Raw genomic sequence first — 25,873 nt, 5'->3', positions numbered from 1 at the left:
TCCTACTTAGTTCCACTCACGTCAATTGAATAAAAATTAACCATCAGATGAAAATTAGTATTTTATATAACATGATGTTTACACTGACTTTTAGCAGGTAAATATCAGAATTAAAGTACTGCACTACAATAAAACAATAAGATAAACACCCTGTCACCGAAATGAATATAAATGCACCACTGCTGCTCATTAATTTACACTTTGATCTTCTTAGTGCAGCCTGCTCAACCCTATTTGGTGCATATTTTTCAAACAAAAAATCCATGTCAAAAACAGCTGTTTTTAACCAGCCTGCTGCCCGTCCAGATACATTCACTTACACAAGCCAATGAATTTTTTAAGAAAACAGCGGTCAGACCTATTAATACAATTCAGGATGATAAAAGATGATGAATACAAAAGGTTTGTTAGAGCAGTTGTTAAAAGCTGGCTCTGATGTGATACAGAAAAAAACATCGGGCACACCGGGAGCTAAAACTGCGGATTTATCCTCTGTCAGTAGTTTACTGTCAGGTTTTGGTGGCGGGGCCTTGTCCGGCGGCGCTTTAGCTATGCTACTTGGTTCAAAAAAAGGCCGTAGTATCGGTGGTAAAGTCATCACTTATGGTGGTCTGGCTGCTTTGGGTGTGCTGGCTTATAAAGCCTATGGCAACTGGCAACAGCAAAACAAAGGCAAAGTTGATCAACACGAACCACAGACTGTGGATCGCTTACCGGCTCCAGAGGCAGAGCTGCACAGTAACGCTATTTTAAAAGCGCTGATTGGTGCTGCCAAAGCTGATGGTCATATTGATCAACAGGAACGCGAATTGATCGACAGCGAAATCGCCAAACTGACCTCGGACTTAAGTCTGCAGCGCTGGTTTGATCAGGAACTGGCCAAAGCTTTAGATCCTGCCGATATCGCAAGCGCAGCCACAACACAGGAAATGGCCGCTGAGATGTATCTGGCGAGCCTGTTGGTGATCAACGAGCAAAACTATATGGAAGGGGCTTATCTGCAGGAACTGGCACGTCAGCTTCAATTACCGGTTGAGCTGAAAGCTGAACTGGATTTTCAGGCCAAGCAGGCGTTAGCCGCTTAACTTTTGGCTGAGGTAAAAAGCAAAAAGCCGGATCAAAAATCCGGCTTTTTTCGTTGGAACAGATTAATTCAGAGTGCTTCAAACCAAACTTTGGTTGCGTCCAGAGCTTCTTTGACCCGCTCAGGACTGGTACCTGCTAAAGAAGCGCGTTTGGCCAGACCTGCTTCAATGGTCAGGGCTGCAAAAACATCATCGCTGATTAAAGGCGATACCTGCTGCATTTCAGCTAAAGCTAAAGCTTCCAGTGGTTTTTGCTGTTTCGAAGCCACCAGCACCAACTCACCGGATAATTCATGAGCGTCGCGGAAGGCGATGCCTTTCCCTACCAGATAATCGGCTAAATCAGTGGCATTGCTGTAGCCCAGCTCTGCAGCTAAACGGCAACGCTCTACATTAACCGATAAATGCGGCAGTACGGTCGCCAGCACCAGCAAGCATTGTTGCCAGCTTGCCATCAAATCGAAAAAGCCTTGTTTGTCTTCCTGCATATCTTTGTTGTACGCCAGAGGCAAACCTTTGAGTACATGCAAAATAGCCACTAAATGACCCAGCACCCGACCGGTTTTGCCACGTAATAACTCAAACACATCAGGGTTTTTCTTTTGTGGCATCAAGGATGAGCCACTGCTGATGGCATCACCCAGCTTAAAGAAAGCCGCTTCGCCTGAGCAGAAGAAAATCACATCTTCAGACAAACGCGATAAATGTGTCATACACAAAGAGGCTGTGGCTGACAGCTCAACCACATAATCCCGATCAGACACTGCATCTAAGCTGTTGAGTGCGGCTGATTTAAAACCTAAACGCTGGGCTAAAGCGGTGCGGTCGATTTGAATACCAGTGCCCGCTAAAGCACCACAGCCTAAAGGACAGACGTCCATCCGCGCTAAAGCATCGTCAATGCGGCTTAAATCCCGTTTAAACATTTCGATGTAAGCCAAAGCCCAGTGACTAACCAGCACAGGCTGAGCCCGTTGCAGGTGGGTAAAACCCGGCATTACAGCACCAAAATGCGCATCAGCAAAAGTAATCAATGCACCAATAGCGGTGATTAACGTGCTGCGAACCTGGCTGGCATTCAGTTTGGTCCACAAGCGTAAGTCGGTTGCCACTAAGTCGTTACGGCTGCGGCCCGTGTGCAGCTTTTTCGCCACAGCACCAATTTTTTGCTGCAACTGAGCTTCCACCCAGCTGTGAATATCTTCTTCCTGCGTCTGCAACGGCAGCTTAGGATTAGATTCCAAAGCTAAAGCTAAATCAGCCAAAGCATGATCCAGTTGCTCTGCTTCGGCTGCGGTAATAATGCCGGCTTCAAGCAAGCCTATGGTCCAGGCTCGGGAGGCCTGAATATCCTGTTGCGCCAGCAGATAATCAAAACTTAATGAGTCATTAAATTCACTGAACTCGGCCAGACTGGCTTCGGTAAACCGACCACCCCACATCGCCATGATAAATACCCCAAAACTTGAAAAGAGAAACGGCTCACAGTTGAGCCGTCTTGATGCTCAGAACCATTAACCTTTGCTATGCAAGGCACGAATACGGCTGGCTAAGCTATACAGGCGGATAAAACCTGCAGCATCTTTTTGGTTGTACACTTCATCGCCTTCAAAAGTAGCGAAGGCTTCAGAGTACAGGCTGTTTGGTGAACGGCGTTGCGTTACAGTCACGTTGCCTTTGTACAGTTTGACCACTATGTCACCTGTCAGTTGATCAGCCAAAGAAGTGGCAGCAGCTAACAAGGCATCTTTTAACGGCGTAAACCAACGACCATCATAGACCAGCTGAGCAAACTCTAAGCCCACTTCTTCACGGTATTTCAGTGAAGTGCGGTCATACACCAAAGATTCCAGTGCACGTAAGGCTGCCACTAAAATAGTGCCGCCAGGAGTTTCGTAACAGCCACGGGATTTCATACCCACTAAACGGTTTTCAACAATGTCGATACGGCCTACGCCATGCTCCGAACCAATAGCGTTCAGCACTTCAATGGCTTTGACAGGAGCAACAGCTTCACCGTTTAACTTGGTCAGTTCACCTTTTTCAAAACTTAACTGAATATGTTCAGCTTTATCCGGCGCCTGCTCCGGAGATTTAGTCCACATCCAGATTTGGTCTGATGGCTCATTCCACGGGTTTTCAATCTCACCACCTTCGTGCGAGATATGCCATAAGTTGGCATCACGGCTATAGATTTTGGTAGCTGAAGCTGTGGTTGGCACATTTTTCTCAGCCAGATAATTTAACAGTGACTGACGTGAGTTAAATTGCCATTCACGCCATGGCGCTATCACTTTTAACTGCGGTGCTAAGGCGGCAAAAGCACCTTCAAAACGCACCTGATCATTACCTTTACCAGTACAGCCGTGGCATAAAGCATCAGCACCTAATTTCAGCGCCAGCTCAACCTGAGCACGGGCAATCACAGGGCGTGCCATAGAAGTACCCAGCAAATACTGGCCCTCATACACTGCACCTGTTTTTAAGGTGGGGTAAATCACTTCTTTGACGAGCTCTTCGCGCAGGTCAACCACGTAGCACGAGCTGGCACCTGACTTAATGGCTTTTTCTTCCACCCCAGCCAGTTCTTCATCGCCCTGACCTACGTTGGCAACAAAAGCTATCACTTCACAGTCATAGTTATCTTTTAACCAAGGCACAATGGCTGATGTGTCTAAACCACCTGAATAAGCTAACACTACTTTTTTGATACTCATGTCCAACCTCAACTAAATAAACTGACTAATACTGCATTCTGAGCGTGCATACGGTTTTCTGCCTGTTGCAACACTAACGAATTATCGCTGTCCAGCACTTCGCTGGTCACTTCATGCCCACGGTGTGCAGGCAGGCAGTGCATAAAATGTTTGATGGCTAAACGCTGCATCACTGCAGTATTGATCTGGTAAGGCGCAAACAGGTTCTCGACCAGTTTAGGGTCGGCCTTCGCGCCCATCGACAACCAGGTGTCGGTGTAAATAGCATCCGCACCAGCAGCAGCTGACACATGCTGACTTAAAGTCAGTTTAGCGCCGCTTTTTTCTGCTATCGCCTGAGCTTTTAACAATACATGAGCATCAGGACCAAAGCCTTGTGGTGTGACCACAGTCAGCGTCATACCCATAATGGCAGCGCCTAACATCAGCGAGTGGCAAACATTGTTACCGTCGCCGACAAAAGCCAGATGCACCTTGCTTAAATCGCCATAATGCTCTTTTAATGTCAGCAAATCTGCCAGAGCCTGACAAGGATGGTACAAATCACTCAGTGCATTAATCACTGGTTTTTTGCTGCTTTGCGACAGCTGCACTAATGTTTTCTGAGAATAGACCCGCGCCACTATGGCGTCACACCAACAGGCCAGGTTACTGCCAAAATCTTCCACTGATTCGCGTACGCCCATAGCTCCGTTTTGCTGATCCAGATACACACTGTGACCACCCAATTTATTGATCCCTACATCAAAGCTGACGCGGGTTCGCAAAGAAGGTTTTTCAAACAACAAGGCAATGCTTTTGCCTTTGAGCGCAGAGCTGTACTGCTCTGGTTTTTGTTTGATCTGAAGCGCAAGCTCCAGCAGGTCGGATAATTGCTTCTGATCTAATTCAGCTAAACATAAAAGCTGGGTTAATTTACTCATAAAAACACACTGCATGTCCGCTAGGCGGCATCCTTATCGTTGCAACACACCCTTATGGTGTGTTTTGTTTCGGGATCAATACACGATGCAAGTACCTACTGCTTCTTGTTGCATCAACTTTAATAAATCGTCCGGATGCTGCCATCCTGCCACTGTAATATTACGTTTCAGTGCTTGGGCTGTTTCCAGCGCTGCATCCAGTTTTACTTTCATGCCACCTTTAATCACGCCATCTGTGACCAGTTGCTGGGCTTCTGCTGCAGTTAAGGTTGGGATCAGCTGCATATTGGCATCAAGAATGCCAGGCACATCGGTCAGCAAGACCAGTTGGCCCTGCACCAGCTGACAAATAGCAGCGGCTGCGATATCGGCATTCACATTGAGTAACTGACCATCGGCACTTAACCCAATAGAGCTGAATACAGGCGTAAAACCCTGGGCCAATAAGGTATTCAGCAGTAGTGGATTATTAGGTTTGGCAATACCAACAGCGCCCAATTTATGATTAATATCAAAAGCTAAACTACCACCTGCTGCCAGACTTAAACCCACTGGATTTAAGCCCTGTAATGTGGCACGGGCCACCATATCAGCGTTGACCGCGCCATCTAAAGCACCGGTGATCACAGGCATTTGTTCTGCTGGTGATACCCGCTGGCCATCAATTTTTTCAGTGGTAAAACCAAATTTTGCCAGCCACTGATCCACCTGATCGCCACCACCATGCACCAACACGATCGGATACTGAGTTTTCAACTGAGCACAGACTTTTAATAAGGCATCTAAAGCGGCCTGATCCTGTAATAAACGGCCACCCATTTTAAGTACTAAAGGTGTCTGGCTCATTCTGCTGCTCCTGCAAATAAACCTGCGGTTTCAGGAGCACCAAATTTAATATTGGCCGCCTGCATCGCCTGAGCGGCAGCACCTTTGAGCAAGTTATCAATACAAGAGACAATCACCAGTTGCTCACCATCCTGTTGCCAGTGGATATCACAAAATGGCGTGCCTGCCACATCAGCCACATTAGGCGAATGTTTGACTAAACGCACTAATGGCTTAGTTGCATAAGCCTGCTGGAAAGCTGCAGCCACTTGCTCTGCAGTGACACCAGATTTTAAGGTCACCACGCTGGTGGCCAGAATGCCACGTTTAAAGTTGCCTAAATGCGGTGTAAACACCACTTTGCGGCCTAAATTCTGCTCGATTTCAGGTCTGTGTCTGTGTTTAAAAAAGCCATAGGCATTCAGGCCCACTTCGCAAAATGACGTGCTTAATGCCGCTTTACGGCCAGCACCTGACACACCGCTGGTGGCGTTGATCACAGGAATACAGCCATCGGCCACTAAACCTGCTTTTAATAAAGGCAATAAGGCCAGCGAACAGGCCGTTGGGTAACAACCAGGCACAGACACCAGCTGTGGCAACGGCTTATCCAGCCACTCCATCAGTGAATACACAGCTTGATCCAGCAGTTCTGGATGCTGATGCTCATAGCCATAATATTTAGGATACAAAGCCGGATCTTTTAAACGGAAAGCACCGGATAAATCAAACACGGCTATGCCTTTAGCCAATAACAAAGGTGTAACAGCTTCACTGACTTCATGTGGTAAAGCTAAAAAAGCTACATCCAGCTTGCCTGCTAAGTCTTCCACTAAATCATCTGTCCAAGGCTGAACCTGGATATCCACAACACTCTGATAACGTGGATATAAATTCGAAAAAGGTTCAGCAGCGCGGCCTGCGGAAGCAAAAGCGTAACTCAACTCAAAATACGGGTTCCGTGCCAACATAACGGCCAGTTCGGCGCCGCTATAGCCGGCAGCACCTAAGACAGCGCTGCGCAGTTTGGTGGTAGGGGAAGTGGATTGAGTGGACATAGGTCGCTGAGTCTCCGAAAACAAAAATAATAAATTAAGGCCACGCCAAAAAAGTGTGGCCAGTGTAGTGGCTTCGCCATGCAGTTTCAAGAATTATTATGCTGAATTAGTGAATTTTTATTTTATTTAATTCATAAATCCAAACAAGCACCAGATCCACTGCAGAAAGACCACAGCTTAGACCAAAATGGCCCAAGGCAGAAGTCGAACTGACTTAAATCAAAGACCCACAGCTTCGTCCTGAGGATCAATGTTCTGACCCGGCAGGCTGTTTAGCGCATCAGCTAAGGTTGAATAAAAACTCAAAATACCAGGCAAAGGTTGCACCTTGGCTTTCGCCAGAGTTTTTAGCGGTTGAAAGGTTAAGTCTGTCACCAATAAATGCGTGCCCTGCTTTTCAGCCAGACTGACCAGTTTGGTAAAAGCTGAGAGTCCACCCGCATCCATCAAAGTCACGGCATCCATCACTAAAATAGCGCCTTGCTGCTGTTTAAGTTTGACCGATAGCTCACCAAAAACCCGGTCTGCTGCAGCAAAAAACAAAGGACCACTGACCCGAAATGCTTTCCAGCCTTCAGGCAAAGGCTCTGTCAGGTATTTTCTGTTATGACTGATATCCGCTACGCGGGTCATATCGGCCACTTGCTTCACAAAGAAAAAAGCCGCTATGACCATGCCACAGCTGATGGCAATGACCATATCAAACAGCACTGTACAGCCAAAACAAATCAGGAAAATAATGATGTCGTTACGGGGCGCTGTTTTTAGCAGATGCACAGCTTTAGGCGCTTCACTCATATTCCAGGCCACAACCAACAGCAAAGCGGCCATAGCCGCCATAGGCAAATAGGCCAACACAGGCGCCAGCACCAGCAGGGCCAATAATACCACCAGCGCATGGATCATGGCGGCTACAGGTGACTGAGCACCAGCCCGCACATTGGCAGCAGAGCGGGCTAAAGCCGCTGTTGCAGTAAAACCGCCTAAAAATGGCGCCACTATATTGCCTATGCCTTGACCCAATAATTCGCTGTTCGCACTGTGCCTGCGCCCTGTCATACCATCCAGCACTACAGCGCAAAGCAAAGACTCTATAGCGCCTAACATTGCCATTGCAAAAGCTGCTGCCAGTAAGTCTTTCACCATTTGAGTGCTGAACTCTAAGGCTTGCCCGTCCGGGCCAGCTTGCAACCAGGGCCAGGTGAATTCGGGTAATACAGCAGGTATGCCCTGCCCTTGCGAGCCATCAGGCAATAGATAACTAAATCGACTGCCTATGGTATCCAGCTCCAATCCGAAATGAGCCAGCGCTAAAGCCAAAGTTGTAGCTACAACAATAGCGGGTAAATGCGGTGGTAAAGGCAGTTTGAGTTTTGGCCAGAGCCACATCACAGCTAAAGTGACAACTGCCACCAGCAAGGATGGCCAGTGCAGATCGGGTAAAGCGAAAGAGAGTTGCTGTAATTTTTCCAGATAATGCTCTGACATTTTGTCTATCGGCAAACCAAACACATCTTTAATTTGCAAAGTGGCAATCACCACAGCAATACCGCTGGTAAAACCTAAAGTGACAGCTTCGGGAATATATTCGATAAAGCGGCCAAAACGCATAGCAGCCATCACAATCAACATTACACCAGACAAAATGGTCGCCAGCAGCAATCCGGCCAGACCATAACTTTGGGCCACAGGGTACAATATCACCACAAAAGCAGCGGTAGGCCCGCTAATGCTGTAACGGGAGCCACCGGTCAGGGCGATCAGAAAACCTGCGATCACAGCTGTATACAAACCGTATTGCGGCGGTACACCACTGGCTATCGCCAGCGCCATCGCCAGAGGAATGGCGATAATACCGACAGTGATACCAGCCAGCAGATCCAGCTTAAAAGCGCTAAAGCTATAACCTTCAGCCAGACATTCCCGTAGCGCATGACCAATACGCAAAGAAAATAAATAAGAGCGGTGCGACATCTGAATCCGTCCAGTGGCAAAACACAAGCTGAGTGTAACTAAGTCTAGCTGCTAAGGTGTTGATCTAGCATAAAGGTTTAGCCCTTTGGGACTAAAGTATAAGTTTCGACACTCTGATAGCTAACGCCCTGCTCTGAGCTGATGGAATGATACAAAGCAACTTCTGTACAAAGCAGACTCAAAGGCTCAACAGATAAAGGAAAAGCATCTACAGACTGAAACTTACGTGCAAGGGTGACATGAGGCACAAAAATTTCCGGCACAGGCGCATTTAGAAAAGGCAAAGCCAGCTGTTGCAGCTGTTGTTGTAAGGCCATCAGAGCTGCAGGAGGTTGTGAGATCCCCAGATACAACACTTTGGCGTGGCTGAACTGATCCAACTGGTCAAAACAGAGTTCGAAAGGCGGTAGCTCGTGAAGCAACTCCAGGCTTTGTGACCATAACTGCTGTTGCACAGTGAAAGCTTGCTGACCTAAGAACACCAATGTCAGATGCAGATTATTGGCTGGGTGCCATTTGGCGTTCTGACAAGAAACCGGCTGCTGATAAGCATGTAGCAGCCGTTGTTGCTTTGGGCTGAACTTCAGACTAAGGAAGCATCTGTCGTTCATGCTATCAATGATGTCAGGCAATGGCGCTCTGCGGCCGTACGCCTAACAAATGGCAGATGGCATAACTTAATTCGCAGCGATTTAAGGTGTAGAAGTGGAAATGATTCACCCCTTCACGGCTTAAAACTTTGACCATATCCATGGCTATATTAGCGGCGACCAGATTACGGGTCGTTGCGTCCTGATCCAGGCCCTCATAGGCTTTATTCATCCAACCTGGTATAGCCACGTTCGTCATAGTGGCGAATTTGGTCAGTTGCTGGAAATTAGTCACAGGCAAAATGCCCGGTACTATTTCGACATCTATACCAATAGCGGCGCAGCGATCGCGGTAGCGTAAGTATTTTTCCGGTTCAAAAAAGAACTGGGTAATAGCACGGGAAGCGCCGGCATCCACTTTGCGTTTTAAGTTCAGTAAATCAAACTGAGCGTTTGGTGATTCAGGGTGTACCTCAGGGTAAGCCGCCACTGAAATATCAAAGTCGGCCACTGAACGTAAAATTTCTACTAAATCTGCAGCGTACAAAGCTGGTTTTTCTTTATTGCCTGGCGGTAAATCACCACGCAAAGCGACAATATGACGAATGCCATTGTCCCAGTAGTCTTTGGCGATACGCTCAAGTTCAGCAGGGCTGGCATCAACGCAGGTTAAATGCGGTGCAGCTATTAAGCCGGTACGCTGTTTAATCGACTTAATAATGTCGTGTGTACGGTCGCGTTCACCTGAATTGGCACCATAAGTCACAGAGACAAAAGAAGGTGCCAAAGGCGCTAAACGTTCAATCGATTGCCATAAGGTGTTTTCCATCTGCTCTGTTTTTGGTGGGAAAAACTCAAAGCTGACGTTGACCTTGCCTGCCACATCCTGCAGGTTGCGGTTTATGGACTCTAAATACTGTGCGCTGACAAAAGACATATTATTTCTCACTTCACCCAGGCTGCGGCCTGAGCCTGACTATGTTTAGCTGCTTTGGCAGCGGCAATTTTTTGTTTGGCTAAAATGGCTAAGTCGGCATGAACACCACCAGCCGTCACCTGACGACCAGCGCCAGGGCCTTTTAACACCAAAGGATTTTGTTGATACCAGTCGGACTCAATGACAAAAATATTGTCACAAGGCAAAATGGCCGCCAGCGGATCAGTCTGCTCTACAGCCACTAAAGACACCTGCGCTTTGGCTTTGCCTGCTGCTATCTTTAAATCGGCGACATAACGTAAGACTTTACCCGCAGCCTGAGCTTGTTGCTGTAGCTTAGCTAATTCCTGATCAAGCACTTCACGCCCTGCCCAAAAGTTATCAATGCTGCCAGCGCTTAACGAAGCGGGTAATAAAGGCTCCAGCTCAATCTGATCAATGTCTAAATCTAAATCCAGCTCACGGGCCAGCACCAGCAATTTACGTTGTACATCTTTACCCGATAAATCATCGCGTGGATCAGGTTCAGTTAAACCTAATTGCTGTGCTTCTAATACAAAGTTGGAAAAGGCTTTGCTGCCATCAAATTTCGCCAGTAACCAGGACAAAGTACCGGAGAAAATACCGCTGATTCTATGCACTGTATCGCCGCTGCTTTTTAATTCCTGCAATAAACGCTGTACCGGTAAACCTGCACCTACAGTGGTATTACTCAGCCACTGCACCTGCTGCTGTTCAGCCGCTTGTTTAATCTGCTGATACTGTGCCAGTGGCAAGGTCACACCTTGTTTATTGGCACTGATTAAGTCTAAACCTGCGTTGATAAACTGCGGATAACGTTCAGAAAAAGCACGACTTGGCGTTAAATCCACCAGCACTTTAGGTTCAGGCAACTGCTGCAGTGCCAGCTCCAGTTGAGCTTCAGTATAAGCAGGAGCTAAAGACAGCGCCTGTTGCCAGTTGTGAATATCAATTTTTTCGGCAAAAAGCGCCTGACGGGAATTAAATAAACCCGCCAGCTTTAAATTGATCTGACCGGCAAAGGCTTGCTGCTGCTTCGCCAATAAAGCTAAAAACTCAGCGCCCACATTGCCTGTGCCTGCCACGACTATATTCAGCTGAACTTGAGTTGGCAGTAATAACTGGTGCAGCTCTGTCAGTTCCAAAGAGGTTAAAGCGCTTTGGAATAACCACAAAGCCAGTTGTTCGTCTTCAAAACTAAAGGCTGCTTGCTGACGATCTAACCAACGCCCTGCTGCTGCATTGACTTGTTTTTGCTGACGGGCTGCAGGTTTCACCCAGACCACAGCATGAAATGCATGAGGATTCACCCGTGCAAATACTTGCTGACCTGCCAGATAACTTAACAAGCTGTCGACCTGATTACTGGCCACTATCCACTGATCCGCAGCTTTAGGGGCTGCAAAGACAGTAATTTGTAAGGCGGAAGCCACAGCTGCAGCAGTTAATTTGCAACTTGCAGGCACAGTCACTAAGGCAGCTTGTGTTAAGTCAGTTAAAAACTGCACTTCGATAGCAGCTTGTTGGCTGACTTTGCAGCCAGGGTGATTAGGTTCAAAACTGCTGCGGACTATTAAATCGGCAGGAGCATCCAATAAAGGACTTAAAGTTTTGGCATGTAATACCGGATTACCCAACTGAGCCAAAGTTAAAGCCTGTTGCCATGGCACCTGACGATAAGCCCGGGCTGAAGGCACTTTACGTGGGTCGGCGCTGTAAATTGCATCCACATCAGTCCAGATATGAATAGCCTGAGCTTTGACTAAACGGCCCACTATAGTGGCTGAATAGTCACTGCCATTGCGGCCTAAGGTGATGCTGTTGCCTTGTAAATCACGGGCTATATAACCAGTAACCACTTTAATGCCACTGGTTTCAAAAGGTGCCAGCCATGAAGAAGACACTTCGTATTGCACTTCGCTGCCATCTAAACGTAAAAAATCACGGGCATCAATAGCAGTGGCGGTCAGACCTTGTTGATTAAGTAAAGCTGCTAATAACTGGCTGGATAAACGCTCACCAATGGCCAATACATCATTAAACTGAGCCGCGGCTAAAAAGCCCGGCACTTCAGCGAACCAGCTTTGTACTTTGCTGATCAGCACTGCCGCGTTTTGTTCATTTAAAGTGCGCTGAATAAGTAAACCCAGCTTTTCAGTCAGTTGCTGTAACAGTGCAGCAAAAAGCTCTGGTTGTTCACGGCTGTCGATTAACGCCAGTAACTCATCAGTGGTGTCGCCAGGTGCGGATACCACCACCCAGGCTTCAGGCTCTTTTGCCACAATAGCGGCGACCGCAGAAAAACGCTCAGCACTGGCTAAGCTGCTGCCGCCAAATTTATGCACTGTGTTTTTATGATTTAATGGACTACTCATCACTCACCACTACTTACCACAACACGCTAAGTGCTGGGTTTAATCTGAATTGCTGCTGTTCGTCTTTTGCTTTGTCTGCGGTTGCAGGCTCTGACAGAACCTTTTGTGTTTTAGTGTTTTGCTTTACCGCTGCATCTACAGCAGCAAAAGCCTGAGCCAGATCGGCTATTAAATCCTGGGCTTCTTCAATACCCACAGATAAACGAATTAAAGTCGGGCCTATGCCAGCGGCTTTTTGTGTGGCTGCATCCAAAGAAGCATGAGTCATAGAACCAGGGTGACAAATTAAGCTTTCAATGCCACCTAAAGACTGAGCCAAAGTGAAACACTGCAAGGCTTCAAAAAATACCGCTAAATAGGCCTCATCGGCAGCCAGATCAAAACTCAGCATGGAACCAAAACCGTGCTGCTGTGCTTTGGCAATGGCATGGCCTGGATGATCTTTTAAACCAGGGTAATAGACACGACCCACCAGTGGCTGTTTTTGCAGGAAATCCACCACCAGCTCTGCATTGTGCTGATGTTGTTTAATACGGGGTAATAAAGTGCGCAGGCCACGTAGGGTCTGATACGCATCAAAAGCGCCACCTGTTACACCTAAACAATTCGCCCACCATTTCAGCTCGTCCCCCACCGCAGCATCTTTAGCAATTAAAGCACCACCTATGATATCGCTGTGGCCATTAATAAATTTGGTCGTGGAATGAACCACTATGTCAGCACCCAAAGCTATAGGGTTTTGCAAAGCTGGTGATAAGAACGTGTTATCCACCACCAAAATCGCATTCAGTGTTTTTGCCAGCTCTGCAGCGGCTTTGACATCAGTAATTTGCAGCAATGGGTTACTTGGCGTTTCGACCCAAATCATTTTAGGCTGCGCTGCTTTAATTTGTTCTGCCCAGTCGGTTTGCTGGAAGTTCACCACAACCAGCTTAAAAGCTTTTTTGCGATTAGCTAAATTCAGGAATAAACGATAACTGCCACCATAACAATCATGGGGGATCACTAAGGTATCTTCCGGGCCAATCAGTTGCAGCGCCAGCAGACAAGCGGACATGCCAGTGCCGGTAATTAAACCTTTGGCACCACCTTCCAACTCTGCCAACGCATCGCCTAACAAATCCCTTGTTGGGTTATTCGAGCGTGAATAATCGTATTTGCCAGGCTGCTTAAAGGCTTTGAGTTCATAAGTTGAGGTTAAATACAAAGGCGGCGTAACAGCACCATATGCAGAGTCCTGCGCTATTCCGGCGCGGGCAGCTACTGTGGCTGAGTGTTGTTTGCTCATAAAAAACCTCAAATTTAGATGTTTAGACGTCTAAAAGTATACTCAGCAAAAATAAGAAGTCAAAACATTTAGACGTCTGTACTATTAAATCTTGCGCAGAGTTTGTACTCGGGAGTATAAAGAAGTAAAATTTCGTCCAATTACGTGCGCAACGTAGCAAAGGTCAGCAGACCATATAACTAAATTCAATCAAGGTATCCCTATGGCAAAGTGGAATGGTGAGTATGTTCACCCTTATGCGGAACACGGAAAGAAGTCCGAACAGGTGAAAAAGATTACAGTCTCTATCCCGTTGAACGTATTGAAAGTGTTAACAGATGAAAGAACCCGCCGCCAGGTAAACAACCTGCGTCATGCCACCAACAGCGAATTATTATGTGAAGCTTTTTTGCATGCGTTCACTGGTCAGCCTTTGCCGGCAGATGAAGATTTACGCAAAGACAATCCACATCAAATTCCAGTGGAAGTGCGTAACATTTTAACCAGTATGGGTAAGCCAATTCCTGTGATCCAGGAAGCGGATTCAGACGAAGAGTAATACTGGGTCAGAGCCTTGGCTCTGACCCACAAATCAGCTGATTAGCTCAGATAAGGGGTCAGAACTAAAGTTCTGACCCCTTTTTATTTACTGCATATAGTTTTCAGGCATTGGCAAACGCGCCACTCCTGATGCCACAGCTGCTTCTGCCACTGCGCGGGCGACACGGGATAATAAACGTGGGTCCATTGGCTTTGGAATAATATACTGTGCACCAAACTCCAGCGACTCAACCTGAGCAGCTGTCAAAACTGCCTGCGACACCGGCTCTTTGGCGATAGCGCGAATCGCATGTACAGCTGCCAATTTCATCTCATCATTAATGACTTTGGCGCGCACGTCCAAAGCACCGCGGAAAATAAATGGGAAACACAAGACGTTGTTGACCTGATTCGGGTAATCCGATCGGCCTGTCGCCATAATTAAATCGCTACGCTGGGCATGCGCCAGTTCAGGTTTAATTTCCGGATCCGGGTTCGAGCAGGCAAAAATCACCGGCTTGTCCGCCATCAGTTTTAAGGCTTCGGCTGGCAAGGCATCAGGTCCAGATACACCAACAAATACATCAGCGCCATCCATTGCATCTTCCAGCGTGCGTTTGTCGGTGTTATTCGCAAACAGCTCTTTGTATTTATTTAAGTCATTACGACGGGTGTGGATCACGCCTTTGGTGTCGAGCATATAAATATGTTCGCGTTTTGCACCACATTTGATCAGCAGCTCCATACAGGCAATAGCAGCAGCGCCAGCGCCTAAGCAAACAATAACGACTTTACTGATGTCTTTGCCCTGAATTTCCAGCGCATTCAATAAGCCTGCCGCAGTAACAATAGCTGTGCCGTGCTGATCGTCATGGAATACCGGAATATTGCAGCGTCTGATCAGCTCTTTTTCGATTTCAAAACATTCAGGCGATTTAATATCTTCAAGGTTAATACCACCAAAGGTATCGGCAATATTGGCCACAGTATCGATAAACTCTTCTGTAGTGCGGTGAGTTACTTCGATGTCGATGGAGTCCAATCCAGCAAAACGTTTAAACAACAAGGCTTTGCCTTCCATCACTGGTTTAGAGGCCATAGGGCCTAAGTTACCTAAACCTAAAATAGCTGTGCCATTGCTGATCACAGCCACCAGATTGCCTTTGCCTGTGTACTTGTAGACATCATCAATATTATTGGCAATTTCACGCACAGGCTCAGCCACACCAGGGCTGTAAGCCAACGCGAGATCTCTGACGGTTTCAGCTGGTTTACTGATTTCAATACTGATTTTGCCTGGTTTAGGTTCGGCGTGATACTTCAGCGCCTGTTCTCGAAAGTCTGACATAGGTAAGAGGTTCCATGAGTAGGTAAGTATGCCCTGTGGGCTATTTTCTTCTATTTGCTATGAGTTGTGGTGCAACCCAAAAGGTGGCTCATTCTAAAGAGCAACACCCTCCTTTAGAACTACTAATTTTCAGATCGTACCAGTAACAAGTTACTGTTTAGCAGAACTCACTCTGCTGTTTTCATTGTTCCGTCAGGTATTTTTGTAGGGTAAACCTGTCAGGAACAGACTGCCGAAAACTTCAACAGTGGAGCTCTACACGTCTTTTATAACAAGTTTTATGAGGTGCGCCAAGCGCTAAAATGAAACTGATCAGACCAGATGGTGCAAAATGATAAAGCATGCAGTTTTATGCCATCTTTAGCCGGATAGTTTTGACAAAAAATTGCTTAGCCATGCAATCGAGGAAAAAATTCAGTAAATAAAATGATTAATATCAAATAGATGAACAAATAGATGGGTAAATAACAAGCAAACAGTTTATGCAGAATAAATTTTTTCTCTTCTAAAAACTAAAGGCCGGAAACCGGCCTTTAGTTGCTGCTACCATTTAAAGAATTAAAGAGAAGGTGTATTTTCGCCTTCTTTTTCAATCACTTCAGGTAACAAATCTTCGCGGCTTGCGCCTAATAACACAGCAATAGAGCTTGCTACGTAAATTGAAGAATAAGTACCAATGGCAATACCAAATAACAGAGCTGCCGCAAAACCGTGTAACAACGGACCACCTAAATAAAACAGTGCCACTAATGACAATGCTGTAGTGCCAGAGGTAATAGTAGTACGGCTCAGTGTGGAGGTAATTGCATCGTTCACCGTCTCTTCGACTGAGGCTTCACGCAGCTTACGGAACATCTCCCGGATACGGTCAAATACTACAATAGTATCGTTAATGGAATAACCCACCAGCGCTAACAAGGCTGCCAGCACAGTTAAATCAAACTCCATTCCCGTAATCGAAAACATCCCCATAGTCACAATCACATCGTGAATTAACGCAAGCACAGCACCTACTGAATAACGCCATTCAAAGCGGAAAGCGACGTACATCATGATGCCGATAAAAGAGGCCAATAAAGCCAACATACCGTCTTCTTTTAGCTCGTCACCTACTGAAGCACTCACGTTTTCAACGCGACGCTTGGTTACCTCGCCCTCTTCCACTTTTTGAATAGACTCAATAATCTGCTCTCCCACCACAGCCTGTTCAACATCATCGCGTGGCGCAATGCGGATCATTACTTCAGTTGAAGTACCAAAATATTGCACTATTGCATCAGGAAAACCATCGGCTGCTAAAGCAGTGCGAATTTTTGGCAAATCGGCCTGTTGCTCAAAACCAGCTTCAACCACTATACCGCCGGTAAAATCCAGACCAAAGTTAATACCTTTAGTAAAGATGCTGAATAACGAGCCCAACACCAACAACAAAGAAATAATGATGGCCGGCGATTTGAAACGCATAAAGTTGAGCGGTTCTTTAAAATCAAGAAACTTCATCATAATTCCTTATATCGGTAACTTTTCAACTTTACGGCCACCCCAGATCAGATTGACAAACAATCTTGATACGGTCACAGCGGTAAAGATAGAAGTGATAATACCTAAGGCTAAAGTCACGGCAAAACCTTTCACCGGGCCAGAACCCAAACCAAACAGGATGATCGCCACTAAGAAAGTAGTGATGTTGGAGTCGGTAATAGTAGCAAAAGCTCTGTTATAACCTTCGTGAATGGCTTGCTGTACAGAACGACCATTCGCCAATTCTTCACGAATACGCTCGTTAATCAACACGTTGGCATCAATCGCCATACCTATGGTCAACAGGATACCGGCCATACCAGGTAAAGTCAGAGTAGCGCCAGGCACCATAGACAATACGCCTATCAGCAATACCACGTTACAGGCCAAAGCCAGATTGGCCACCATACCTACGCCTTTGTAGTAAATTGCCATAAAGATCACAGTCAGCAACATACCCCACATGATAGCGTTGGTACCCAGCTCAATGTTTTCCTGACCCAGACTTGGGCCTATGGTGCGTTCTTCTACAATTTGAATAGGAGCAATCAAAGCACCTGCACGTAATAACAGTGCCAGATTTTGTGCTTCAGCAGGACTGTCCACACCAGTGATACGGAAGCTGCGACCTAAACGCGCCTGAATAGTGGCGACGTTAATCACTTCTTCTTTTTTCTCAAGAATAGTGCGGCCCTGTGCATCTTTTTTATCTGTTGGTTTGTATTCAATGAATACGGTTGCCATCGACTTACCAATAGCTTCTTTAGTGGCTTGCGAGAAGGTATTACCGCCTTTCGCATCCAAATCGATATTCACCTGAGGACGGCTGTATTCGTCGAAGCTGCTGTTGGCACCAATAATATGGTTACCTGTCAGCATCACGCGTTTTTGCAGTAATACAGGACGACCCTGACGGTCGTTATACAACTGAGCATTAGGAGGTACACGGCCATCTATCGCACTTTGTAAATCACCTGCTTCATCCACCATACGGAATTCAAGAGTGGCTGTTGCACCTAAAATTTCTTTGGCACGAGCCGTATCCTGTACACCTGGTAACTGAACCACAATACGTTCAGCGCCCTGACGTTGCACTAGAGGTTCAGCTACACCAATGGCATTGACGCGGTTACGGATGATCGTGATGTTTTGTGCTACCGCATCTTCACGTAAGGCTTTTATTTTGATTTCACTAAAACCAGCGGTCAGCGTCAGATCGTCAGTTTCAGTAAAGGTCATATCCCGGTCTTTACCACTTAATAAGGTTTTAGCAGCAGCTAAATCTTCGGCGGTACGGAAACTCAGATTCACCTTTAAATTCGGCACATCAGCAGTCACTGCACGGTAACGTACTTTGGCTTCACGTAAATCTGTGCGGTAGAGCAGCACTAAATCGTTGACGTTTTTTTCCATCGCGGTTTTCATGTCCACTTCCATCAGGAAATGCACACCACCACGTAAGTCCAGACCCAATTTCATTGGTGCTGCACCTATAGCATCCAGCCAGGCTGGTGTAGCCGGAGCCAAATTTAACGCAGTAACGAAGTTATCGCCCAGAGTATCATTGGCAACTTCACGAGCCTTCAACTGATCTTCTGTGTTTAAAAAACGAACCAGCACCTGGCCTTTTTCCAATACAGCAGATTTAGGTGTTAAACCTTGTTCAGTAAAAGATTTTTGCAGTTGTTCCACAGTTTGCTGAGTGACATCAGCACCACGGGTCGCACTGATTTGTAAGGACGGATCATTGGGATATAAATTCGGTAGGGCGTACAGCATGCTGACGCCCATCACGATGATCACCAATAAGTACCGCCAGATGGAGTTCTGGTTTAACACATTAAAATCCTTTTACAGTGATTTCATCGTGCCTTTCGGCAGTACGGCAGCGATAGCAGATTTCTGCACTGTCACTTCAGTGGTATCGTTTAATGCGATAGCAACAAAGTCTTTATCGTCAGCAATTTTGGCGATACGGCCAACTAAACCACCTTGTGTTAATACTTCGTCACCTTTGCCTAATGCCGACATCAGGTTTTTATGCTCTTTTACGCGTTTAGCTTGTGGACGGTAGATCAGGAAATAGAAGATCAGACCAAAGGCCACCAGCATAATCAGTAAATCCCAGCCGCCACCAGCAGGTGCTGCAGCTGGTGCGCTAGCGTGTGCATTAGAAATAAATAAACTCATAACATGTCCCCTAAAGTTTTTAATTAAAAGTTTTAAAAATGAAATCTTATTGTTCTGTAAGGCTAGCTTCCAGCGGAGGTACTTCCATACCCCGTTTCTGGTAAAACTCAGCCACAAAGTCTTCCAGCTTTTGTTCAGCTATAGCTGCACGTAAGCCCTGCATTAATTTCTGATAATGATGCAAGTTGTGCATGGTATTCAAGCGAGCGCCCAAAATCTCATTGCATCTGTCCAGATGGTGTAGATATGACCGAGAATAATTTTTACAAGTGTAGCAATCACATTCTGCATCTAAAGTAGATGGATCATCTTTGTGTTTGGCGTTGCGGATCTTAATCACACCAGTGCTGACAAACAAATGACCATTACGGGCATTACGGGTTGGCATCACACAGTCAAACATATCAATACCACGGCGCACCGCTTCCACTATGTCTTCTGGTTTACCCACACCCATTAAATACCGTGGCTTGTGCTGCGGCATCTGGCCTGTGGTGTGATTAAGAATTTTAATCATATCCTCTTTCGGCTCACCAACAGATAAACCTCCAATGGCATACCCATCAAAGCCAATCTCTTCAAGGCCTTGCAAAGAGATATCACGCAGCTGTGGATACATTCCACCTTGAATAATACCGAACAGCGCAGACGGGTTATCACCATGCTCATCTTTACTGCGTTTGGCCCAGCGCAAAGACATTTCCATCGACTTTTTCGCTTGCTGCTCAGTCGCTGGGTACGGCGTACATTCGTCAAAAATCATCACTATGTCTGAGCCCAAATCACGTTGCACCTGCATAGAACGCTCAGGAGTTAACATGATTTTTTCGCCATTCAGCGGCGAGCGGAAGGTCACACCTTCTTCTTTAATTTTGCGTAGTTCACCTAAACTGAACACCTGAAAACCACCAGAGTCGGTCAAAATAGGTTTGTGCCAGTTCATAAAGTCATGCAAATCACCATGTTTTTTGATGATTTCAGTACCTGGACGCAGCATTAAATGGAAGGTATTGCCTAAGCAGATCTGTGCACCTGTCGCATCCAGTTCTTCAGGTGTCATACCTTTGACTGTGCCATAAGTGCCCACTGGCATAAATGCAGGAGTTTCAACAATGCCGCGCTCGAATACAAGACGGCCACGACGGGCTTTACCGTCGGTTTTTAATAATTCAAATTTCACGTTCTACCTCAGTATCAGCCAGAAAAACAGTCCGGCTTTTTTCGCGCCCGATTGTAGCAGAAGATAAGGCCAAACCCCACCCTTAAAGCGGTATAGCCTTTGTACTTGACGCTACATCGAAATGGGCGCGGCTAAACCGCGTGAGATTGAATTGCAATTGGAGGTCGGAGGGGTTGTAGGGGTTGCGGCTTGCCCCAACCCGCCGATGGACATCGCGCTATTAATAGACGGGCGGGTACAAGACCCGCCCCTACGATCGATTGAGGAAAATTTACAGGATCAGCATCGCATCGCCATATGAATAAAAGCGATACTGCTGCTCTATAGCGGTTTGATAGGCCTGCATCACATAGTCCTTTTGACTAAAGGCGCTGACCAGCATAATCAGAGTGGATTCAGGTAGATGGAAGTTAGTCACTAAGCCATCAATCACCTGGAACTGGTAACCTGGGTAGATAAAAATTTTGGTATCACCGCTGTATGGCTGTAAGTTTTTGCCTTGCTGTAATGCGATTTGAGCAGCAGACTCCAGTGAACGCACCGACGTAGTCCCGACAGCAACCACTCTGTTACCGCGGGCTTTACAGGCGTGAATTGCATCCACCACAGCCTGATCCACTTCGATGTATTCAGCATGCATCTGATGGTCCAACACATTGTCTACCCGCACTGGTTGAAAAGTACCAGCCCCGACATGCAAAGTGACATAAGCAAACTCGACTCCTTTGGCTTTTAATGCAGCCAATAAAGGCTCATCAAAATGTAAACCCGCAGTGGGTGCAGCTACAGCACCAGGTTTTTGGTTATACACCGTCTGATAACGTTGTTTGTCTTCGTCACTGTCAGGTCTGTCTATGTAAGGAGGCAGCGGCATATGCCCCAGCCTGTCCAGCATCACCAACAAAGGTTCTTCGCCCAGCAGCTCCAACTCAAATAAGGTATCGTGACGCTGCAGCATTTTCAGCTTTGTGTTGTCATCGACCAGAATAATAGTATCTGGTTTAGGCGCTTTACTGGCGCGCACATGAGCTAAAAAGCGCTGGCTATCAAGTACCCGCTCCACCAGAATTTCGACTTTGCCACCTGACTCTTTTTGACCAAATAAACGGGCTGGTATAACGCGGGTATTGTTAAATACCAATAGATCGCCGCTATTAAGTTGAGCCAATAAATCAGTGAACACCAGATGGGATAACTCACCAGTCTGGCGCTGCATTTTTAATAAACGACTGCTGGAACGTTCAGCCTTAGGGAAACGTGCGATCAGCTGCTCTGGCAGCTCGAAGGAGAAATCTTTTACTTGCATATGTCTAGTCCGCTTTACCGACAAACTGTATCAAATCGGCATTGAAGCCGACACTAGGTGCGCTTTTACAGCGCGGCGGCAGTCTACAAAGATGTTTTTTTCAACACAAGCTATTTTTCCTTTGACAAGCAATGAGCGAAATTTCAGCTAAGCTTTGGAAAAGTCCAGAGATTACAACGGATGACCTACCGCCTGAGTTTGCTGCTGTTTTGTTTTTTAGTGTTGCAACCCGTCATGGCAGAGCAAAAAAACCCAGCAGAGCTTCACATCAGTACACCTGTCTGGCCTGGTTTTACCAATGCAGATGGCTCTGGTGCTTACGCCAATTTGTTCCGGCTGATTTACCCAAAAGAACAAGTACAACTGGTATGGCATTTTAGTAATTACGGCCGAGCCATAGCTCTGGTACAACAAGGTAAGCATCATATGGTACCAGGCCTGTCAGCGCATGAATCGATAAAGCAACACAACTCAGTACTGCTCTCTGCTCATCCTTTTGATTTTGATTTAATTGTGGCAATTTATCACCCTGAACACACAGCGCCCCCCAGGTTGGAACAGCTAAAACAACATAAACTAGCCTGGGATCTGGCCTATGACTTACATCTGGTTTTAGGTTTAAAGGAAAAAGGTTACGAAGTGCTGGATATAAAACAAGGACTGGAACTGGTTAAAAACAGGAGAATTGATATTTATCTGGCGGAAAAAAGTGAGTTGCAACAATACTTGCAAGGCGAAACGCCAATGAAGCTGCAACCTCTGGAATACAAAGAACTGTTAAAAGATCCTATTTATCTGGCTTTTGCGGATAATGAGGCTGGACGTTCATTTAAAGAAATCTGGGATCGACGTTTTATCGATTTATATAAAACAGGTCAGTTGAAACAGTTTTACCGTGACTACCCACAACTGACCTTACCCACACTAGATTAATCTTTAATCACTGCATTTTTGCTGCAAAACTTCTGTGATTAACTGCGCCATCTGACGGTAACTGCGTAATTTACTGGACGTAGGACGCCATGCGATACCTATATCCCGGTAGGCCTGACCTGAACTCGGTTTTTGCGCGACCAGTTCGGTCCCCCGCAATAAACCACTGTTGATCGCCATCTGGGGCATAAAAGTCACACCCAGCTTGTTATTTACCATTTGGCTTAAGGTATGCAAACTAGTGGCGAAAAACGGATTTACTTTGCGGTTATCATCCAGCTCACAAGCTTTTACCGCATGACCTGTCATACAGTGCTCACGCTCCAGCAGGAAGATACTTTCATCTGGCCACTGGCTGATATCCTGCTGAAAACCACGGTCCAGCCAGTCTTTATGCAGTACCAGTTTAAAGGCATCCTGCGCCAGCACTTCGGTATGCAAAGTGCCGGTGTCATAAGGCAGAGCTAACAGCACTAAATCCAGACGGCCTTCAATCAATGACTGTAAGGAGTTTTCCGTCGTGTCTTCCCTCAGCAATAATTGCAGTTCAGGAAAACGCTCACGGGCCAAAGCCATCACTTCACTCAGCACAAAAGGTGCAATGGTAGGAATACAACCTAAACGCAAAGGCCCAGCCATTGGCTTGCCCTGACATTTGGCGAATTCAGTCAGTTCTTCACACTGCTCCACTATATAACGGGCCTGACGTACCACATCTTCACCCAAGGGGGTAAAAATAAAGGTTTTATGATCACGCTCCAATAGCTGCGCATTCATGGTTTCTTCTAAGTTGGCAATAGCAGCGCTTAAGGTCGACTGACCTATATAACAAGCTTCGGCGGCACGGCCAAAATGCTGATGTTCATGCAAGGCAAGCAAATACTGCAGCTGTTTGATACTGGGTACGCGTTTCATCTTTTATTCCGATGACTAAACTCAATTAAAACCAATTTAAGCGAATAGCTCCCAAAAGCAAAGTGACATTTAAAATAATAAAAAAATCCCGGCATAAAGCCGGGATTTTTATCTAACTACAGTTAACATCAGGCGCCAAAAATCGCTTTGATGATATAGAAAAATACGATAGCTAAACCAGCACCTACAGGCAAAGTAACAACCCATGAAATAAAGATGTTACGGATAACCCCAAGGTTCAGCGCAGCTATACCACGGGCCATGCCCACACCTAAAACAGCACCCACTAAAGTTTGAGTGGTAGAAATAGGTAAACCTATACCAGAGGCAATCACCACTGTACTGGCTGCTGCAATTTCAGCAGCAAAACCGCGGCTTGGGGTCAGGTGAGTAATGTTTTCACCTATAGTGCGGATCACTTTGGCGCCTAAAGTTGCCAGACCAATCACTATACCAATGGCACCTAAAGGTAAAATCCACCAGGCCAAAGACACTTTATCCAGAATTTGACCACCGGACTGAATGATACCCACGACTGCAGCCAAAGGTCCTATAGCGTTAGCTACATCGTTTGAACCATGAGCGAAAGCCATACAACAGGCCGTGAAAATCATCAGAATACCGAAGATACGCTCTACGTTATTAAAATGCATTTCTTTGTCAGCTTCCGGGTCGATTTTCAGGCGACTAATGGCGATTTTACCAATGATACCTACCACTAAAGCGATGGCTACACACAACATGAAACCTTCAGTGGATGTCAGGTGCAGACCTACGTGTTTTAAGCCTTTGCTGACGGTCACAAAAGCCATCATAAAAGCAGCGAACACCATATAGAAAGGCACGTATTTTTTAGCGGCTTCGAGTGGATTATCTGTATCAAAAATCAGGCGCTGCGCACTCATAAAGATCAGATATGCCAGAATACCAGCCAGCACAGGAGTAACAACCCAGCTGCCTACTATGCTACTGACTTCATCCCAGCGTACATATTCCATCCCTACGCCAACAGAAGCGAAGCCAATGATAGCGCCAACAATAGAGTGAGTAGTAGAGACAGGCCAGCCAAAATGGCTTGCTACCAATAACCAGGTACCAGCAGCTAATAAAGATGCAATCATGCCGTACACAAGCAATTCAGGCACAGCCTTAAAGGCTTCAGCATCAACTATGCCGCTGCGGATAGTGGAAGTCACTTCACCACCAGCCAACCAGGCACCGGCCGCTTCAAAAATTGCAGCAACAATAAGAGCCTGTTTCAGAGTTAAAGCTTTAGAACCAACAGAAGTCCCCATAGCGTTGGCAACGTCATTCGCCCCTACACCATAGGCCATAAAAAAGCCAAATAAAGCGGCAATAATAATCAGCAATAAGCCGTATTGAGAAATAATTTCCATCGTTGAATTACCTTGAGAATTAACGAGCTAACATGATTTCAAGACGTGAACCTACTTTTAAGGCTGAATCAGCTAAATCGCCAACCCATTCCAAAGTACGGTACAGGAACATCACATCAACCGGATTCATTTCGGCTTCAGCTTTGCGTACATACTTGCGCAGACTGATTTGCAGCTGGTCAGTGTCGTGTTCAATTTCGTCGATACGTTCAACCATTTTGATCACCAACTCGACTTCACGACCACGGAAACCAGTTTCCAGCAGCTCGTCCAGCTCGTTGATTGCTTCACAGGCTAATTCAACTGCGTCGATACAACGCTGTAAATACGCCTTAAATTCCACCTGAATAGGGGCAGGAATTTCTAACTCACGACCTAAAACACGGCCGGTAATATCTTTGGCTTTGTTAGCAATTTTATCTTGCTGAGAAACCAGCTCTAACAAGTCCGTTCTGTCTACAGGTAAAAACAATCCACGTGGTAAATGCACACGGATATCACGCTTTAATTTGTCAGCATCCTTTTCTAACGCTACAAGTGCCTTACGAACTTCAGCCGCCTGTTCCCAATCCTTTAAAAATACTGCGTCAAAAAACGGCAGTAATAACAGACTGGCATCAAATACCTTCTTGATGTGTTCTTCTAAAGGCTTGATTGGTGATTTCGCAAAAACCGCCAAAAAGTGATTTGGCATAAGTGTGCCTCTTGCTGTTGAGTTAATGAAAACCGGCGCGCATTGTACTGCAATCAAAGTGTAATAAAAACTTATTA

Annotated in this window: 22 protein-coding genes; 3 read left to right on the top strand and 19 right to left on the bottom strand. The window is 46.2% G+C overall.

Annotated elements, in window-relative coordinates:
- Window positions 1-386: 386 nt before the first annotated feature.
- Window positions 387-1,085 carry a tellurite resistance TerB family protein gene (locus LSG34_RS08040; protein WP_233008310.1) on the top strand — a complete coding sequence of 233 codons (699 nt, stop codon included), beginning with the start codon at window positions 387-389 and terminating at the stop codon, window positions 1,083-1,085.
- A 68-nt stretch (window positions 1,086-1,153) separates the two neighbouring features.
- On the opposite strand, the gene argH is transcribed toward LSG34_RS08040, so the two are convergent.
- The 10 genes from argH to metB form a co-directional block, all read right to left on the bottom strand.
- Window positions 1,154-2,533 (bottom strand): argininosuccinate lyase, encoded by a 1,380-nt coding sequence (gene argH, locus LSG34_RS08035; RefSeq protein WP_233008309.1) that lies wholly within the window; start codon window positions 2,531-2,533, stop codon window positions 1,154-1,156.
- Between the two features lie 66 nt (window positions 2,534-2,599).
- Complete coding sequence (locus LSG34_RS08030) at window positions 2,600-3,808, bottom strand: argininosuccinate synthase (RefSeq protein ID WP_221411410.1); 1,209 nt, start codon at window positions 3,806-3,808, stop codon at window positions 2,600-2,602.
- Between the two features lie 2 nt (window positions 3,809-3,810).
- Window positions 3,811-4,725, bottom strand: coding sequence for an ornithine carbamoyltransferase (locus LSG34_RS08025; RefSeq protein WP_233008308.1), 915 nt, complete (start codon window positions 4,723-4,725; stop codon window positions 3,811-3,813).
- 75 nt (window positions 4,726-4,800) lie between these two features.
- Window positions 4,801-5,571: an acetylglutamate kinase gene (argB, locus tag LSG34_RS08020; RefSeq protein ID WP_233008307.1), complete on the bottom strand. Its 771-nt coding sequence runs from the start codon at window positions 5,569-5,571 to the stop codon at window positions 4,801-4,803.
- On the bottom strand, window positions 5,568-6,608 hold the full coding sequence (gene argC / locus LSG34_RS08015; protein ID WP_233008306.1) for an N-acetyl-gamma-glutamyl-phosphate reductase: 1,041 nt from the start codon (window positions 6,606-6,608) through the stop codon (window positions 5,568-5,570). The genes argB and argC overlap by 4 nt, the downstream gene beginning before the upstream one ends.
- Before the next feature lie 219 nt (window positions 6,609-6,827).
- Window positions 6,828-8,582 carry a C4-dicarboxylic acid transporter DauA gene (dauA, locus tag LSG34_RS08010; protein ID WP_233008305.1) on the bottom strand — a complete coding sequence of 585 codons (1,755 nt, stop codon included), beginning with the start codon at window positions 8,580-8,582 and terminating at the stop codon, window positions 6,828-6,830.
- Window positions 8,583-8,659: 77 nt separating this feature from the next.
- Window positions 8,660-9,214, bottom strand: coding sequence for an RNA 2',3'-cyclic phosphodiesterase (thpR, locus tag LSG34_RS08005; RefSeq protein ID WP_233008304.1), 555 nt, complete (start codon window positions 9,212-9,214; stop codon window positions 8,660-8,662).
- The gene (gene metF / locus LSG34_RS08000) at window positions 9,207-10,109 is read right to left on the bottom strand and encodes a methylenetetrahydrofolate reductase (protein WP_233008303.1); all 903 of its coding nucleotides are present in this window, start codon (window positions 10,107-10,109) and stop codon (window positions 9,207-9,209) included. Before metF ends, thpR begins: the two co-directional genes overlap by 8 nt.
- An 8-nt stretch (window positions 10,110-10,117) precedes the next feature.
- The gene (gene metL / locus LSG34_RS07995) at window positions 10,118-12,505 is read right to left on the bottom strand and encodes a bifunctional aspartate kinase/homoserine dehydrogenase II (protein ID WP_233008302.1); all 2,388 of its coding nucleotides are present in this window, start codon (window positions 12,503-12,505) and stop codon (window positions 10,118-10,120) included.
- Between the two features lie 13 nt (window positions 12,506-12,518).
- On the bottom strand, window positions 12,519-13,793 hold the full coding sequence (gene metB / locus LSG34_RS07990) for a cystathionine gamma-synthase (RefSeq protein ID WP_233008301.1): 1,275 nt from the start codon (window positions 13,791-13,793) through the stop codon (window positions 12,519-12,521).
- A gap of 202 nt (window positions 13,794-13,995) precedes the next feature.
- Here metB and metJ point away from each other — a divergent pair, with 202 nt between their 5' ends.
- Complete coding sequence (gene metJ, locus LSG34_RS07985; protein WP_008900448.1) at window positions 13,996-14,331, top strand: met regulon transcriptional regulator MetJ; 336 nt, start codon at window positions 13,996-13,998, stop codon at window positions 14,329-14,331.
- Between the two features lie 87 nt (window positions 14,332-14,418).
- On the opposite strand, the gene LSG34_RS07980 is transcribed toward metJ, so the two are convergent.
- From LSG34_RS07980 to queA, 6 genes are all read right to left on the bottom strand, one after another.
- A complete protein-coding gene (locus LSG34_RS07980) occupies window positions 14,419-15,660 on the bottom strand; it encodes a malic enzyme-like NAD(P)-binding protein (protein WP_233008300.1) in 1,242 nt (413 codons plus the stop codon).
- Window positions 15,661-16,218: 558 nt separating this feature from the next.
- Window positions 16,219-17,160 (bottom strand): protein translocase subunit SecF, encoded by a 942-nt coding sequence (gene secF / locus LSG34_RS07975; RefSeq protein ID WP_233008299.1) that lies wholly within the window; start codon window positions 17,158-17,160, stop codon window positions 16,219-16,221.
- 9 nt (window positions 17,161-17,169) lie between these two features.
- On the bottom strand, window positions 17,170-19,020 hold the full coding sequence (gene secD, locus LSG34_RS07970; RefSeq protein WP_233008298.1) for a protein translocase subunit SecD: 1,851 nt from the start codon (window positions 19,018-19,020) through the stop codon (window positions 17,170-17,172).
- A 12-nt stretch (window positions 19,021-19,032) separates the two neighbouring features.
- Window positions 19,033-19,371 (bottom strand): preprotein translocase subunit YajC, encoded by a 339-nt coding sequence (gene yajC, locus LSG34_RS07965; protein ID WP_233008297.1) that lies wholly within the window; start codon window positions 19,369-19,371, stop codon window positions 19,033-19,035.
- Between the two features lie 46 nt (window positions 19,372-19,417).
- On the bottom strand, window positions 19,418-20,551 hold the full coding sequence (gene tgt, locus LSG34_RS07960; RefSeq protein ID WP_233008296.1) for a tRNA guanosine(34) transglycosylase Tgt: 1,134 nt from the start codon (window positions 20,549-20,551) through the stop codon (window positions 19,418-19,420).
- A gap of 271 nt (window positions 20,552-20,822) precedes the next feature.
- Window positions 20,823-21,857: a tRNA preQ1(34) S-adenosylmethionine ribosyltransferase-isomerase QueA gene (gene queA / locus LSG34_RS07955; protein ID WP_233008295.1), complete on the bottom strand. Its 1,035-nt coding sequence runs from the start codon at window positions 21,855-21,857 to the stop codon at window positions 20,823-20,825.
- A gap of 180 nt (window positions 21,858-22,037) precedes the next feature.
- Between queA and LSG34_RS07950 the strand changes: the two genes are divergently transcribed.
- Window positions 22,038-22,790, top strand: a complete 753-nt coding sequence (locus LSG34_RS07950; RefSeq protein ID WP_233008294.1) for a hypothetical protein — start codon at window positions 22,038-22,040, stop codon at window positions 22,788-22,790.
- Between the two features lie 3 nt (window positions 22,791-22,793).
- Here LSG34_RS07950 and LSG34_RS07945 read toward each other — a convergent pair whose 3' ends face one another.
- The 3 genes from LSG34_RS07945 to LSG34_RS07935 form a co-directional block, all read right to left on the bottom strand.
- A complete protein-coding gene (locus LSG34_RS07945) occupies window positions 22,794-23,705 on the bottom strand; it encodes a hydrogen peroxide-inducible genes activator (RefSeq protein ID WP_233008293.1) in 912 nt (303 codons plus the stop codon).
- A gap of 128 nt (window positions 23,706-23,833) precedes the next feature.
- The gene (locus LSG34_RS07940) at window positions 23,834-25,102 is read right to left on the bottom strand and encodes an inorganic phosphate transporter (RefSeq protein WP_233008292.1); all 1,269 of its coding nucleotides are present in this window, start codon (window positions 25,100-25,102) and stop codon (window positions 23,834-23,836) included.
- 19 nt (window positions 25,103-25,121) lie between these two features.
- Window positions 25,122-25,796: a TIGR00153 family protein gene (locus tag LSG34_RS07935; RefSeq protein ID WP_233008291.1), complete on the bottom strand. Its 675-nt coding sequence runs from the start codon at window positions 25,794-25,796 to the stop codon at window positions 25,122-25,124.
- Window positions 25,797-25,873: the final 77 nt, after the last annotated feature.

Origin of the sequence: Rheinheimera faecalis, assembly GCF_021290965.1 — a bacterium.
In the GTDB taxonomy this organism is placed as follows: domain Bacteria; phylum Pseudomonadota; class Gammaproteobacteria; order Enterobacterales; family Alteromonadaceae; genus Pararheinheimera; species Pararheinheimera faecalis.
This window is presented reverse-complemented; position numbering and strand designations above follow the sequence as displayed.

Excerpts from the sequence above, each read along its gene's own strand:
- LSG34_RS08040 (WP_233008310.1), top strand. The coding sequence starts at position 387 with ATGATGAATACAAAAGGTTTGTTAGAGCAGTTGTTAAAAGCTGGCTCT.
- argH (WP_233008309.1), bottom strand. The coding sequence starts at position 2,533 with ATGGCGATGTGGGGTGGTCGGTTTACCGAAGCCAGTCTGGCCGAGTTC.
- LSG34_RS08025 (WP_233008308.1), bottom strand. The coding sequence starts at position 4,725 with ATGAGTAAATTAACCCAGCTTTTATGTTTAGCTGAATTAGATCAGAAG.
- argB (WP_233008307.1), bottom strand. The coding sequence starts at position 5,571 with ATGAGCCAGACACCTTTAGTACTTAAAATGGGTGGCCGTTTATTACAG.
- argC (WP_233008306.1), bottom strand. The coding sequence starts at position 6,608 with ATGTCCACTCAATCCACTTCCCCTACCACCAAACTGCGCAGCGCTGTC.
- dauA (WP_233008305.1), bottom strand. The coding sequence starts at position 8,582 with ATGTCGCACCGCTCTTATTTATTTTCTTTGCGTATTGGTCATGCGCTA.
- metF (WP_233008303.1), bottom strand. The coding sequence starts at position 10,109 with ATGTCTTTTGTCAGCGCACAGTATTTAGAGTCCATAAACCGCAACCTG.
- metL (WP_233008302.1), bottom strand. The coding sequence starts at position 12,505 with ATGAGTAGTCCATTAAATCATAAAAACACAGTGCATAAATTTGGCGGC.
- metB (WP_233008301.1), bottom strand. The coding sequence starts at position 13,793 with ATGAGCAAACAACACTCAGCCACAGTAGCTGCCCGCGCCGGAATAGCG.
- metJ (WP_008900448.1), top strand. The coding sequence starts at position 13,996 with ATGGCAAAGTGGAATGGTGAGTATGTTCACCCTTATGCGGAACACGGA.
- LSG34_RS07980 (WP_233008300.1), bottom strand. The coding sequence starts at position 15,660 with ATGTCAGACTTTCGAGAACAGGCGCTGAAGTATCACGCCGAACCTAAA.
- secF (WP_233008299.1), bottom strand. The coding sequence starts at position 17,160 with ATGAAGTTTCTTGATTTTAAAGAACCGCTCAACTTTATGCGTTTCAAA.
- yajC (WP_233008297.1), bottom strand. The coding sequence starts at position 19,371 with ATGAGTTTATTTATTTCTAATGCACACGCTAGCGCACCAGCTGCAGCA.
- queA (WP_233008295.1), bottom strand. The coding sequence starts at position 21,857 with ATGCAAGTAAAAGATTTCTCCTTCGAGCTGCCAGAGCAGCTGATCGCA.
- LSG34_RS07950 (WP_233008294.1), top strand. The coding sequence starts at position 22,038 with ATGACCTACCGCCTGAGTTTGCTGCTGTTTTGTTTTTTAGTGTTGCAA.
- LSG34_RS07945 (WP_233008293.1), bottom strand. The coding sequence starts at position 23,705 with ATGAAACGCGTACCCAGTATCAAACAGCTGCAGTATTTGCTTGCCTTG.
- LSG34_RS07940 (WP_233008292.1), bottom strand. The coding sequence starts at position 25,102 with ATGGAAATTATTTCTCAATACGGCTTATTGCTGATTATTATTGCCGCT.
- LSG34_RS07935 (WP_233008291.1), bottom strand. The coding sequence starts at position 25,796 with ATGCCAAATCACTTTTTGGCGGTTTTTGCGAAATCACCAATCAAGCCT.